We start from the raw sequence: 13967 nt of genomic DNA, 5'->3' as shown, positions 1-13967 counted from the left end.
AAGCGGCTCCGCCGCTTGGGAAACACGCGCATAAGTCCCAGCCGGGAGCAGGAGCGTGGGACTCAGCGGTAGGTGAGCAGGCGCGAGGACTGGCCGTCGAAGTGGGAGTGTTCGTTGAACGACAGCAGGGTGGTCCCGCTGCGCCCGGACACGATCTTGGTGATGCTGCCGTTCACGGTCACGCGGTTGAGCTTGAGCAACCCCACTTCCGGGGTGCCCAGCAGCAGGCCGGTGAGCGTGCCGATGACGCCGCCGGAGGTGAACACGACCGCGTTCTCGCCCTTGCGCAGCCCGGTGACCAGGTCCTCGAGCGCGCCCCGCACCCGGGCGAGGAACGCGGGCCAGGTCTCCGCGCACGGGCTGCCGTCACCGGCACCGATCCAGGCGGAAAGCGACGCGTCGAGCACCCCCTGATAGCTGCGCGAGTCCAGTTCGCTCTGGGCCACCGCGCCGCCGTGGTGGGTCACTATGTCGACATGGTCGTACTCGTTCCACCGCGGGTCTTCCTTGGCGGGCGTTCTGATCCCCAGCCAGTCCAGCACCGTCTCGGCCGTCTTCCGCTGCCGTGCCAGCGAACCCGTCCTCGCCTCGGTGAACCGCATGTTGCGGCGCAACAGCTCCGCACCGACCACGGCACCCTGTTCGACGCCGACGCCGGACAGGCGGTCGTAGTCCTCGGCCCCGTAGGAAGCCTGACCGTGCCGGATCAGGTAGATCGCACCCATTCCAGCAGCCTAACCGCACTGCCCATGGTTCAGCCCGGGAGTGCGAAGGTTCTCACTCCCGGTCACTTCAGGCGGTCCCGGAGCACCTTGCCGGTGGCGTTGCGCGGCAGCCGTTCGACGAACTCCACGTCCCGGGGCACCTTGTAGCGCGCCAGGTTGGACTTCACGAAGGACCGCACCGTGTCCGCGTCCAGATCGGACCCCGGTTTCCGCACCACGACGGCCTTGAGCCGCTGGCCGAACTCCTCGTCGGGCACCCCGATCACGGCGGCCTCGACCACGTCGGGACGCTCGACGAGCAGGTTCTCCACCTCGACCGGGAACACGTTCTCGCCGCCCGAAACGATCATTTCGTCGTCGCGGCCGTCGATGAACAGCAGTCCGTGCCGGTCGAAATGGCCGACGTCGCCGGTGGACAGCAGGCCGTCGATGACCTCCTTGGTGCGCCCGTCGGTGTAGCCGTGGAAGCTCAGGCCGCTGCCGACGAACACCCGACCGGTCACGCCGGGTTCGGTGATCCGCCGTCCCTCGTGGTCGTAGAGCACGACGCGGCAGCCGACGGGCGGACGGCCGACGGTGCCGGGGGCGAGGCGCCAGTCCTCCGGGGTGGCCACGGTCGCCACCGCGACCTCGGTGGAACCGTACAGATTGTGGACCACGTCACCGAAGGCCGCGGTGGCGCGGTTGCCGAGGTCGGGCGACAGCGCCGAACCGGCGACGAAGATGATGCGCAGCGACGAGGTGTCATAGCGGGCGAGCACCTCGGGTCCCAGGTCGACGATCCGCTGCAGCATGGTCGGCACCAGCACCAGCGTGGTGCAGCGGTGTTCTTCGACGGCCCGCAGCGTCTCCTCCGGGTCGAACCGCCGTCGCACCACCACCTTGCAGCCCAGGGCGAAGGCCAGCATGAACTGCGACACCCCGGTCGCGTGGAAGATCGGGGCGGCCAGGAAGGTGCACTCCCCGGCGCGCAGCGGGATGCGGTCGAGGAACTGCGCCGTGGCGAGCAGCGACACCGCGCCGCGGGGGGCGCCCTTGGGGGTGCCGGTGGTGCCGCTGGTGAGCAGGACGAACCCGCCGAGCCTCGGCGGCAGCGGCACCGGCCGGTCGTCGGTGCTCGCGATCAGCTCGTCGAGCACCGGGACCTCGTGCCGCTGGAGCGGATCGTCGGTGTCCACCCAGGCCAGGTACCGGTCCACGTCCTCACCCACCGCCGAGAGCAGTTCGGTGAACTCCTGGTCGTAAACGAGCACGCCGACCCGCTCGCGCCGCGCCACGTCGGCCAGCTGCGGTTTGGCGAACCCGGTGTTCATCAGCAGCAACCGCGCCCCGAGTTTGCCCGCCGCCGCCATCGCGGTGACCAGCTCGCGGTGATCGCGGCAGAGCACCGCGATCACGGTGCCCGCCGTGACGCCGCGGTTGGACCAAGCCCGGGCCAGCGCGTTGGAACGCAGGTCGAGCTGTTTGAAGGTGAGCGGCCCGCGCTCGTCGACCAGCCCCACCACCGCCGGGTCCCGCCGCGCGGCCACCTGGGTGGACGCGGCGAACGGGCCGATCCGGCGCATCGCGACGAGCGCCTGCAGGCCTTCGTCGATCCGGGGGAAGGGGATCAACCCGGCCTTCCACATCACCTCGATGCTGCGGACCGTCTCCGCCACCTTGCCGACCAGCATTGGGGCAGGCACCTCCGTTGGCCCATCGCCGTACCGGGAGTATGCAGGCTACTGGAGAGTAGTCAGCGGTTTCAACGCCCATGGCGGGCGAGCCCGAAAATGTCGGTGGTGCGGCGCACAATCGGAGTGTGCACATCTACGCCGGCCAGGAGGACGACGGCACCTACACGGTGCTGACGCCTTCGGGCAGGCGGACCCTCGAGGCAGGCGAACTGCCCGCCCACGTCGCAGAACTGGAGCGGGAGGGGCCGCGCTGGGTAGTCCCGTCCGTGGAGCGGATCTACCCGCCGCTGCTGGCGGCGGGCGTGCGGCTGGGCCGGTGCCACGACCTTGCGCTGGCCGAAGGGCTGCTGCTGGCCCACGACGGTCCCGGTGGGGAACCGCGCGGCCTGGCCGCCGCGCTGGCCAGGTCGAACGGGCTCACCCCGCCGCCGGACGAAACCGGTCCCGCCGACAGCCAGCCCGCGCTGTTCACGCCGCGCGGCTCCGGGCTCCCGCCCGGGGTCTCCGTGGTGGACGCGGCGAAGACGGTGCTGGAGTCCCAGGAGCGGCGCCTGCGCGCCACCGAGGCGCCCGGCCGCCTGCGCCTGCTCCTCGCCGCCGAGTCGGCGAGCGCACTGGCCGCCGCCGAGATGAGCGCCGACGGCCTGCCCTGGCGTGCCGACGTGCACGACGCGCTGCTCACCGAACTGCTCGGCCCCAGGGTGCCCGCCGGACAGCGCCCGAGGAAGCTGGTCGAACTGGCCGCGAAGGTCAGCGAGGCCTTCGGTGGCAAACCGGTCAACCCCGACAGCCCGCCCACCATCGTGCGCGCCTTCGGCCGCGAGGGGATCTCCATCCCCTCGGCCCGGGCGCACGTGCTGCGCAAGATCGACCATCCCGCGGTGCCCGTCCTCATCGAGTACCGGGAACTGGCGCGCCTGTACTCGGCCAACGGCTGGGCGTGGCTCGACGAATGGGTGCGCGACGGGCGGTTCCGGCCGGCCTGGGTGGTCGGCGGCGTGGTGTCGGGCCGCTGGGCCAGTCAGGGCGGCGGCGCGCTGCAGATCCCCAAGACGCTGCGGGTCTGCGTGCGGGCCGATCCCGGCTGGAAGCTCGTCGTCGCCGACGCCGCGCAACTCGAACCCCGCATCCTGACCGCGCTGTCCGGGGATCGGGCGCTGGCCGAGGTCGCCGCCTCGACCGACCTCTACAGCAGGCTGGCGGAGGCGATGTTCCCGGTCGCGGACGCCGAATCCCGGGGCCGCGCGAAGATCGCCATGCTGTCGGCGATGTACGGCGGCACGGCGGGCGAGGCCGCCTCGCTGCTGGCCCTGCTGCGTCAGCGTTTCCCGGCCGCGGTGTCCTATGTGGAGCGGGCCGCGCAGGCGGGCGAGCGCGGTGAGCGGGTGCGCTCACGGCTCGGCCGCACCTCACCGCCGCCGTCGGAGTCCTGGCGGGCGCTGACCGGCGCGGCCGACGCCGGCGACGGCCGCGCCCGCCAGGCCGCCCGCGAGTGGGGCCGGTTCACCCGCAACTTCGTGGTGCAGGCCAGTGCCGCGGACTTCACCGCGGTACTGCTCGCCCTCCTGCGCCAGCGCCTGCCCGCCCCCGCGCACCTGGTGTTCTTCCAGCACGACGAGGTCATCGTGCACGCGCCGGCGGAACTGGCCGAACGGATTCCGGCGATCATCGACACGTGCGTGACCGAAACGGCCGTCCTGCTCTTCGGGGCGTCCTGCCCGGTCCGTTTCCCGATGCACACCGCCGTCGTGGACACCTACGCCGACGCGAAGTGAGCGTCGCGCAAGAGGACACTAGATCGTGTACCGAAGTGGTTTGCGTGGCGGTGCGGGTGGCGGAACCTGACGTGGTCCCTCGCTGTGGGATCTCTTCCTCATGAATGAAACACGACCTAAGCGCCGGAAACGGCGTCGTCGAGCGCCCGCACGATGCGTTTGACCGAAACGGGATGAGCGGTGCCCAGATTCTGGGCGAAATAGCTCACCCGCAGTTCTTCGATCATCCACCGCACGCCGGTCAGCGCCGGGCCGGGCTCGATACCCGGCGGCAGCGCGGCCACCGCCTTCCGGTACTCCTCGCGCAGCCAGTCCAGATCGGCGAGCAGTTCCCCGTCGCGGGCGGCGGCATTGCCGAGCTTGTCCAGTCTGCGCTCGATCGCCCGCAGGTAGCGGACCAGGTTCGGCAACCGGTCGAATCCGGTGGCCGTGACGAATCCCGGGAACACCAGCTCGTCCAGCTGCCGCCGGATGTCGGCGAGCGAAGGCGCCGGGCCACGGGTGTCGGCGAGCCGGGCCTCGGCATCGTGTGCGGCGCGCAGGATGCGCTCCACTTCGGACAACACGTCCAGCACCAGCGGGTTGACCCCGCCCCGGACTTTTTCCAGCAGTACGGCGAAGCCCGCCTCGTCCCACACCGGGCCGCCGTTGTCGGCGATCAGCTTGTCCACCGCGCAGTTCACGCAGTCTTCGAGCAGCCCGGCCACGCTGCCGTGCGGATTGCGGCCGAGCACCAGCTTCGAGGTGTTGCTCAGGTTGCGGTTGATGAACTTCATCGGCGAGGGCAGGTTCAGCCGCAGCAGTTTCCTGGTGCCGAGCCACATCTGCTGCCGCTGCTGCGCCGGTGTGTCCAGCATGCGCACGGCCACCGTCTCGCCCTCGTCGACCAGCGCCGGATAGGCTCGCACCTCGTGCCCGCCGCGGGCGCTCTCGAACACCGTGGGCAGCTCACCGAAGGCGGGGCGGGTCAGTCCTTCCCGTTCGATGCTGGTGGCGGCCCGGGAGATCGTCGCCCGCACCTGGGGGCTCAACCGGTGTTTGAGTGCTTCGAGATCCTTGCCCTCGCCCAGTTTCCGGCCCTTTTCGTCCACCACGCGGAAGGTGACGCGCAGGTGGTCCGGCACCGCGGAAAGCTGCCACGCCTCGGGAGGCACTTCCACCCCGCGCAGCCGTTCGAGCACGCGCGCGAGCACGTCGAGCAGCGGGCCGTCCTCCGGTTTCGCCTGGGAAAGCACGAGTTTCGCATGGTCGGGCGCGGGCACGAAGTTGCGGCGCAACTGCTTGGGCAGCGACTTGATCAGTGCCGTGACCAGTTCCTCGCGCAGTCCCGGCACCTGCCAGTCGAAGCCGTCGGGCACGACCTGGTTCAGCACCGGCAGCGGGATGTGCGCGGTCACGCCGTCGGCGTCGGCGCCCGGCTCGAACTGGTAGGTCAGGGCCAGGCTCAGCGGGCCTTGCGTCCAGGTGTCGGGATAGTCGGACTCCCTGACCTGGTCCGCCCCCTCGTTGAGCAGCATGGCCTTTTCGAAGTTGAGCAGATCCGGCTGCTCCCGCCGCGCCTGCTTCCACCAGGTGTCGAAGTGCCGGGCGGAGACCACTTCCTCGCCGATGCGCTGGTCGTAGAACTCGAACAGGGTCTGGTCGTCGACCAGCAGATCGCGGCGGCGCGCCCGGTTTTCCAGGTCCTCGACCTCGTCGAGCAGTGCCCGGTTTTCGGCGAAGAACCGGTGCTGGGTGTCCCAGTCCCCCTCGACCAGCGCGTGCCGGATGAACAGCTCACGCGAGGTCTCCGGATCGATGCGCCCGTAGTTGACCTTGCGGCCGACCACCAGCGGCACCCCGTAGAGGGTGACCCGTTCACTGGCCATCACCGCGCCGCGCCTGCGTTCCCAGTGCGGTTCGGAGTAGGTGCGCTTCACCAGGTGCCCGGCGAGCGGCTCGATCCACTCCGGTTCGACGCGGGCGTTGACCCTCGCCCACAGCCGCGAGGTTTCCACCAGCTCCGCCGAGACCAGCCAGCGGGGCTGCTTCTTGAACAGCGCGGAACCCGGGAACACGCCGAACCGTGCGCCCCGCGCACCGAGGTAGTCGCCGCTTTCCGGATCCTTGAGCCCGATGTGCGACAGCAGACCGGCGATCAGCGAGATGTGCACGTTCTGCGGATCCGCCGGTTCGCTGTTGAGCGTGACGCCCAGCGGCTTGGCCAGCTGCCGGAGCTGGCTGTAGACGTCCTGCCACTCCCGCACCCGCAGGTAGTTCAGGAATTCGGCCCGGCACAGCTTGCGGAACTGGTTGCTGGACAGTGACTTCTGCTGCTCGCGCAGGTATTCCCACAGGTTGAGGTAGGCCAGGAAGTCCGAGGTCTTGTCGGTGAACCGGGCGTGCTGCTGCCGCGCCGCCTCCTGCTGGTCGGCGGGCCGCTCCCGCGGGTCCTGAATGGACAGGGCCGAAGCGATGATCATCACCTCGCGGACGCAGCCGTTCTTCGCCGCCTCCAGCACCATGCGGCCGAGTCGGGGATCCACCGGCAGCAGGGCGAGCTGGCGCCCGATCGGCGTCAGCCGGTCCTTCGCCCCCGGCTCCAGTGCGCCGAGCTCCTGGAGCAGTTGGACGCCGTCGGCGATCTGGCGCCGGTCCGGCGGCTCCACGAACGGGAACGCCGCGATGTCGCCCAGCCCGAGCGAGGTCATCTGCAGGATCACCGAGGCGAGGTTGGTCCGCAGGATCTCCGGATCGGTGAACTCGGGGCGGGACAGGAAGTCCTCTTCGGTGTAGAGCCGGATGCAGATACCGTCCGAGGTCCGGCCGCAGCGGCCCTTGCGCTGGTTGGCCGAGGCCTGGGAGACCGGCTCGATCGGCAGGCGCTGCACCTTGGTGCGGTGGCTGTAGCGGGAAATGCGGGCGGTGCCCGGGTCGATCACGTACTTGATGCCGGGCACGGTCAGCGAGGTCTCGGCCACGTTGGTGGCCAGCACGATCCGGCGGCCGGTGTGCCTGCTGAACACGCGATGCTGGTCCGCGGCGGACAGGCGGGCGTACAGCGGCAGGATCTCGGTGTTCCGCAGGTCCTGTTTGGACAGCGCGTCGGCGGTGTCCCGGATCTCCCGCTCCCCGGACAGGAAGACCAGGATGTCGCCCGGCCCCTCGGCGCACAGCTCGTCCACCGCGTCGCAGATCGCCTGCACCTGGTCGCGCTCGGCATCGAGCTCGGGATGGTCGGGATCGACGATCGGGCGGTAGCGGACCTCGACCGGATAGGTGCGGCCGGAAACCTCCACGATCGGCGCGTCGTCGAAGTGGCACGAGAAGCGCTCGGGGTCGATGGTCGCCGAGGTGATGATCACCTTGAGGTCGGGGCGGCGCGGCAGCAGCTGCTTGAGGTAGCCGAGCAGGAAGTCGATGTTGAGGCTGCGCTCGTGGGCCTCGTCGATGATCAGCGTGTCGTACTGGCGCAGCATCCGGTCGCTCTGGATCTCGGCGAGCAGGATGCCGTCGGTCATCAGCTTGACCAGCGTGTCGTCGCCGCTGGTGTCGGTGAACCGGACCTTGTAGCCGACCGTGGCGCCGAGTTCGGTCTTCAGTTCGGAGGCGACCCGTTCGGCGACCGTGCGGGCGGCCAGCCGCCGCGGCTGCGTGTGGCCGATCTGCCCGCGCACGCCGCGGCCCAGCTCCAGGCAGATCTTCGGCAGCTGGGTGGTCTTCCCGGAACCGGTCTCCCCCGCCACGATCACGACCTGGTGCTCGGCGATGGCCGCCGCGATGTCGTCCTTGCGGCGGCTGACCGGCAGTTCCTCCGGGTACTCGATCTTCGGCACGCTCTCGCGGCGCAGCTGCGCACGCAGCTCGGCGGCCTCGATATCGGCCGCGATCTGGCGGGCCACCCGCTCCTGGTCGCGCGCCTTGCGGGCACCGTCGATCCGGCGACGGAGCCGGTGCTCGTCGCGCAGGGTCAACTCGGGCAGCCTGGCCCGCAGGTCGGCAAGGGGGGAGCGCAGCGTCGATTGAGACATACCGCGTCCCAGGATAGCCGGGAGGTGATCGACCGGCCCCCGAATATCGCGCGGCCCACGCTGCCCCCTCGGGCCGAGCCGTGCTGTGAGGGGTCCCCTCACAGCAAATACGACCGTGATGGGTCCCCTCACGGCACCCCCGGCGCGCTCAGTCCGCGTCGGCGGCGCCCCGGGCGCGGGCTTCGTAGGCCCGGCGCTGTTCGCTGTCGACCCGGGTGGTGAAGGCCGTGGCCATGCCGGTGGCGCGGACCAGGAAATCGCCGATCCGGCGGGGCACGAACTTCTGGCCCGCGACCAGGGCACCGGCCAGCCTGGTCACCCGGACGCGCGGCCTGGGCGCCGCGATCAGCTCGACCACCGCTCGGGCGATCTCCTCGGGCTCGGCGTTGCGCACCACCTTGTTCCCCGTGGTCCCCGAGGACAGTTCCGTGTTGGTGAAGGTGGGCAGGACGGCGGAGAACACGACGCCGGTGCCACGGTGTTCGAGCCGGGCGGCTTCGGTGAAACCGAGGACCGCCGCCTTGCTGGCGCCGTAGGTGGCCAGCCCCGGCACGAGGAGCTCCCCGGCCAGCGAAGCGATGTTGATGACGTGCCCGCGGCCGCGGGGCACCATCCGGCGCAGGGCGAGCTTGCTGCCGGTGATCACCCCGAAGACGTTGATGTCGAGGATGCGCCGGGTCACCTCGTCGGGTTCGTCGGCGAGGACACCCACCGGCATGATGCCCGCGTTGTTCACCAGCACGTCGACCGGACCGAGCTCGCGTTCGACCCGGTCCAGGAAGGCGGCGAACGACTCCGGGCTGGTGACGTCCAGCGGCCCGTGGACGCCGATGCCGAGTTCCTTCGCGGACTCCTTCAGCCGGATCTCGTCGACGTCGCCGATGGCGACCGACGCGCCGAGCCGGTGCAGCGCCCTCGCGGTGGCGAAACCGATGCCGCGCGCACCGCCGGTGATCACCACGACCTTGCCGCGGACCTGCCCGGTCACGTCCATACTCCCGTTCCTCCCACGTCGCAGAAATGCGGAGTCATTTTTGACAGAACGTCCTGTCAACTGTGGGTAGTCTCAATCAGGAAGAGCGGCCTGTCAAGATTGCTCCCGGCCCGCCGAACCCGGGGTGACCAGCCCGGTCTCGTAGGCGAGCACGACCGCCTGTGCCCGGTCCCGCAACGACAGCTTGGCGAAGATGCGGGCGACATGCGTCTTCACCGTCGCCTCGCTGAGGGTGAGCTCCTCCGCCAGTTCGGCGTTCGACCGGCCCCGCCCGAGCAGGCCGAGCACCTCCAGTTCGCGCGGGGTCAGCGCGGCGAGCGCGGGATGCCCGCGCGGATCGGGCCGCGGACCGGGTGCCGCCGGCGCCGCGAACCGCTCCACCAGACGGCGGGTGATCGACGGCGCGAGCAGCGCGTCCCCGGTGCCGACCAGGCGCACCGCGGCGACGAGGTGCTCGGGCGTGACGTCCTTGAGCAGGAAGCCGCTGGCCCCGGCCGCGAGCGCGGCGTAGACGTAGCGGTCGAGGTCGAAGGTGGTCAGCATGAGCACGCGGCATCCGGGCAGTTCCGCCAGGATGCGGCGGGTGGCCTCCAGCCCGTCCAGATTGGGCATGCGCACGTCCATCAGGACCACGTCCGGCCGCAGCTGCCTGGCCGCCCGCACCGCCTCCACACCGTCGGCGGCCTCGGCCACCACGTCGATCCCGTCCGCGCCCAATATCATCCGGAACCCCCGTCGGACGAGGGCCTGATCGTCGGCGATGACCACGCGCGGCGCGTCGCCCGTCACGGACGCGCCAAGGGGATCCGCGCCCGCACCCGGTAGCCACCGCCGAGGCGGCGGCGGGCGTCGAGGTCGCCACCGAACACCGCGACCCGCTGCCGCAGCCCGAGCAGTCCCCGCCCGTCCCCCGGCTCGCCCCGCGGGCCCGGCCGCCGGCCGGACAGCACGCTCGGCCCGGTGTTGGTCACCTCGATGCGCAGATAGCGTTCCGCGTACCGCACCATCACCTCCGCCTGTGCCCCTTCGCCGTGCTTGAGGGCGTTCGTCAGCGCCTCCTGGACGATGCGGTAGGCGGTGAGGTCCACTCCGGACGGCAATGGGCGCGGCTTACCCGAAATGCGCACCTCGACCGGCAGCCCGGCGAACGCGATCCGGTCGATCAGGGGACTGAGCCTGCCGAGACCGGGTTGGGGGGTCAGGTCCTCCTCGTCCTCCCCCTCCGCCGACGGGGCGAGGACGCCGAGCAGGTGCCTCAGCTCGGTCATCGTGTCGCGCCCGGCCGCTTCGACCGCTTTCAGCGCCTCGGTGACCTCCGCCGCCTCCCCCGGATCGCGGTCGAGCACCCGGCGGGCCGCACCGGCCTGGACCACCATGAGGCTCACGTTGTGGCTGACGATGTCGTGCAGTTCACGGGCGATCCTCGCACGCTCGGAGTCGATCGCCTGCCGCGCCGCGGTTTCCCGCTCCCGTTCCAGCAGCCAGCCCCGCTCCTGGAGCGCACTGGCGAAGGCCCGCCGGGCCCGCACCAGCCCGGCGATGAGCGCGACGACCGCCAGGCAGGCCACGGCCGCCAACGACCACACCCACGCCGTGAAATCCACGGACCCACTCTGCCAAGCCCGGCACCGGGGCGCATCATCCGCCCGGGGCAGCGGCCTACATCCCCGGGATGACCCGGCGGCGGGATTACCACCCCAGGCCGACGACGCGCCGGGCGCGATTGGGCACGCTGGCGTGGTGACCGAAGAACAGGACGCCGTGCGGCCGGTGGTGCGGTTGTCGAAGGTGCGCAAGGAATACAGCGACTCCGTCGCGCTGGCCGGTGTTTCACTGAGGATCCAGCCAGGGGAGGCCGTGGCGGTGATGGGCCCGTCCGGCAGCGGCAAGTCCACCCTGCTCAACATGATCGCCGGTCTGGACCGGCCGACCTCGGGTTCGGTGGAGGTCCACGGCGAGGACCTGGACAGGCTGGACGAAGCGGGCCTGGCGCTGTTCCGGCGGCGCCGGATCGGCATGATCTTCCAGTTCTTCAACCTGCTCGAGGATCTGCCCGCGCTGGACAACGTCGCGCTGGCCGCCCAGCTCGCCGGAACCCCCACCTGGCAGGCGCGCGGGCGGGCACTCGAACTGCTGGAGGAGCTCGGCATCGAGGGCCGCAAGAACGTATACCCGGCCCAGCTCAGCGGCGGTGAGCGGCAGCGGGTCGCGGTGGCCAGGGCGCTGATGAACCGGCCCGCCCTGCTGCTGGCCGACGAGCCGACGGGGGCGCTGGACAGCAGGGCGGGAGAGCAGGTGATGGACCTGCTGATCGACCTCAACCAGCTGGGCCAGACCCTGCTGCTGGTGACGCACGACCCGGTGCTGGCTCACCGGTGCGCCAGCAGGCTGGTCGAACTGTCCGACGGCCGGATCGCCCGTGAAAGCCTTTTGGAGGAACCGGCATGATGGCCGTCTGGCAGGCCTCCAGGGGCATGGTGCGGCGGCGCAGGCTGCAGACCACCGTGATCGGCATCGTGATCCTGGCCGCCTCGGCCACCATCGTGGTGGCGCTGGGCCTGCTGTCCGTGGCATCGAGCGCCTTCGACCGGATCTACTCCGCACAGGGCGGCGCGCACCTGTCCCTCACCTTCGACGCCGCGAAGGTCTCGGCCCCTCAGCTCGCGCGGACCGCGGCCAAACCGGGAGTCGAGGCGGCGGCGGGCCCGTTCGGGCTGGTCACCATCGACACTTCGGACACCGGCTACGCCTACCTCGGCAGGCTCACCGTATCCGGCCGGGCCGATCCCGGCGGCCCCGTCGACCGGCTGAACCTGTGGCAGGGCCGGTGGCCCGCCGCCCCCGGGGAGATCGTGCTGAACCGCCCGCCCGGAGGAACGGACCTGGTGTCGGCGGGCGACCGCATCGCCCTGCCCGGACGGCCCGCCCTCACCGTCGTCGGTTTCGCCCTGTCCCTCGGCCACACGGCGGACGCGTGGGTCACGCCGGACCAACTGAATGCGCTCGGGCCTGCCGGGCTGCAGATGCTCTACCGGTTCACCGCCGCGGCGACGGCCACCGACCTCGCCGCGGACCAGTCCACAGTGCTCGCCGGGCTGCCCGCGGAGAGCCTGCGGGACTCCCAGTCCTATCTGGCGGTCCGGGCGAAGATCAGCGCCACCCCGCAGGCCTTCGCCCCGTTCCTGGTGTTCTTCGGCATCCTCGCGCTCGTCGTGGCGGCGCTGATCGTGGCCAACGTGGTCAGTGGCGCGGTGATCACCGGGTTCCGGCACATCGGGGTGCTCAAGGCGATCGGGTTCACCCCGAACCAGGTTCTGGCGGTCTACCTGGTGATGGTGTCGGTGCCGACGCTCGTCGGCACCGCGCTGGGCACCGTGCTCGGGGACATGATCGCCGCACCGGTGCTGTCGCACGCCTTCGAGGCCTTCGGACCGGTCGAGATCGACGTCGCCGGGTGGGTGAACGCCGTGGTGCTGCTGGGCATGCCCGCCCTGGTCGCGCTCGCGGCGATGCTGGGCGCGTTGCGGGCCCGCCGCCTGTCGGCCACCCAGGCGATCAATGCCGGCACGCGGCGGGGTACCGGACGGGGCCTGCGGGTCCAGCGATGGCTGAGCGGCACCAGGCTGCCCCGCCCCGTCAGCCTCGGCGTGGGCCTCCTCTTCGCCCGCCCCGGGCGCACCGCGCTCACGCTCGCCGCCGTCGTGCTCGGCGTCACCACCACGACGCTCGCCATCGGCCTGGCCTCCTCGATCACCACCTACCAGTCCACGGCCCGCCCGGACACCGGTGACCGGCTGTTCGTCGCCGCGGCCGGCCCCGCCCCGGTACCGGTGGACGGCAAGGGCTTCCGGCCGGAACAGGTCGAGGCGGCACTCACCGACTCCGGGGACGAGGCGATGCTGCGCGGGCTGCCGGGCACCCGGCGCCTCGCGGCGGTGCTGCACCGGCCGGTGAGCGTGCCGGGGCTGAGCCAGGACCTGCAGATCTCCTTCTACCGCGGCGATTCCGCCGACCTCAGCCCTTCGCTGCTGGCCGGGCACTGGCCGGACGGGCCTGGCCAGGTCGCCGTGTCGGGCCGTTTCCTGGCCGAACACGGGCTTTCCGTCGGGGACCCGCTCACCGTGGTGACCGCGGCACACCGGGCGGAGTTCCGGATCACCGGCGAGCTCATCGCCGGGAACGACGACCAGTTGCTCGCCGACTGGACGAGTGCGGCGCTACTCGCCCCCGGCGAGCGTGCCGACATCTTCGTCGTCCAGCTCGCCCGGGGCACCGACCCGCAGGTGTACGTCGGCGCTCTGCGGGCCGGCGACCCCGGCCTGCGCGTTCTGCCCACACTGTCGGGCGACCACAACACGGAGTTCCTCGTCATCGGCTCGGTGACGCTGCTGACGCTGATCCTGAGCGCGGTGACCGCGCTCGGCGTGTTCAACACGGTCGTGCTCAACACCCGGGAACGCCGCCGGGACCTCGCCGTGCTCAAATCGATCGGCATGACTCCGCGCCAGGTCACGCTGATGATGGTGTGCTCGATGGCGGCGCTCGGCGTGGCGGCCGGAGTGCTCGGCCTTCCGCTCGGCGTCGGGGCACACCGCCTGATGGTCCTGGACATGCTGCACGCGATCCAGCGGGATGTGCCGGACCTGTTCCTGGACGTCTACTCCGCACCGACGCTGGTGCTGCTGGGCCTGGCCGGAATCGTCATCGCCGTGCTCGGTGCCTTCTTCCCGGCCAGGGCGGCCGCGGCCGCCCCCGTCGCCGGGGCCCTGCACGACGAGTGAGCCGCA

9 protein-coding genes are annotated in these 13967 nt (G+C 71.1%); 3 read left to right on the top strand and 6 right to left on the bottom strand.

From position 1 onward, the window contains the following. Window positions 1–62 precede the first annotated feature (62 nt). Window positions 63–725, bottom strand: coding sequence for a histidine phosphatase family protein (locus tag ORV05_RS04600; RefSeq protein ID WP_268757196.1), 663 nt, complete (start codon window positions 723–725; stop codon window positions 63–65). 62 nt (window positions 726–787) lie between these two features. Beyond that, window positions 788–2398 (bottom strand): acyl-CoA synthetase, encoded by a 1611-nt coding sequence (locus tag ORV05_RS04595; RefSeq protein WP_268757195.1) that lies wholly within the window; start codon window positions 2396–2398, stop codon window positions 788–790. Window positions 2399–2526: 128 nt separating this feature from the next. Between ORV05_RS04595 and ORV05_RS04590 the strand changes: the two genes are divergently transcribed. Continuing rightward, a complete protein-coding gene (locus tag ORV05_RS04590; protein WP_268757194.1) occupies window positions 2527–4176 on the top strand; it encodes a bifunctional 3'-5' exonuclease/DNA polymerase in 1650 nt (549 codons plus the stop codon). A gap of 116 nt (window positions 4177–4292) precedes the next feature. Here the strand turns inward: ORV05_RS04590 and hrpA are convergent, their stop codons facing one another. The 4 genes from hrpA to ORV05_RS04570 form a co-directional block, all read right to left on the bottom strand. Then, window positions 4293–8186, bottom strand: coding sequence for an ATP-dependent RNA helicase HrpA (gene hrpA, locus ORV05_RS04585; RefSeq protein WP_268757193.1), 3894 nt, complete (start codon window positions 8184–8186; stop codon window positions 4293–4295). Between the two features lie 148 nt (window positions 8187–8334). After that, on the bottom strand, window positions 8335–9180 hold the full coding sequence (locus tag ORV05_RS04580) for an SDR family oxidoreductase (RefSeq protein WP_268757192.1): 846 nt from the start codon (window positions 9178–9180) through the stop codon (window positions 8335–8337). A gap of 93 nt (window positions 9181–9273) precedes the next feature. Then, entirely contained in the window at window positions 9274–9903 is a 630-nt protein-coding gene (locus ORV05_RS04575) for a response regulator (protein WP_268759704.1), read from the bottom strand. Between the two features lie 62 nt (window positions 9904–9965). Further along, a complete protein-coding gene (locus ORV05_RS04570; RefSeq protein ID WP_268757191.1) occupies window positions 9966–10784 on the bottom strand; it encodes a sensor histidine kinase in 819 nt (272 codons plus the stop codon). Window positions 10785–10920: 136 nt separating this feature from the next. Here ORV05_RS04570 and ORV05_RS04565 point away from each other — a divergent pair, with 136 nt between their 5' ends. Together ORV05_RS04565 and ORV05_RS04560 are read left to right on the top strand one after the other, a co-directional pair. After that, window positions 10921–11628, top strand: coding sequence for an ABC transporter ATP-binding protein (locus ORV05_RS04565; RefSeq protein WP_268757190.1), 708 nt, complete (start codon window positions 10921–10923; stop codon window positions 11626–11628). Continuing rightward, window positions 11625–13961 carry an FtsX-like permease family protein gene (locus ORV05_RS04560; RefSeq protein WP_268757189.1) on the top strand — a complete coding sequence of 779 codons (2337 nt, stop codon included), beginning with the start codon at window positions 11625–11627 and terminating at the stop codon, window positions 13959–13961. The genes ORV05_RS04565 and ORV05_RS04560 overlap by 4 nt, the downstream gene beginning before the upstream one ends. The last annotated feature ends 6 nt before the right edge of the window (window positions 13962–13967 follow it).

Origin of the sequence: Amycolatopsis cynarae (genome assembly GCF_026802195.1) — a bacterium.
Taxonomy (GTDB): Bacteria; Actinomycetota; Actinomycetes; order Mycobacteriales; family Pseudonocardiaceae; genus Amycolatopsis_E; species Amycolatopsis_E rhizosphaerae.
This window is presented reverse-complemented; position numbering and strand designations above follow the sequence as displayed.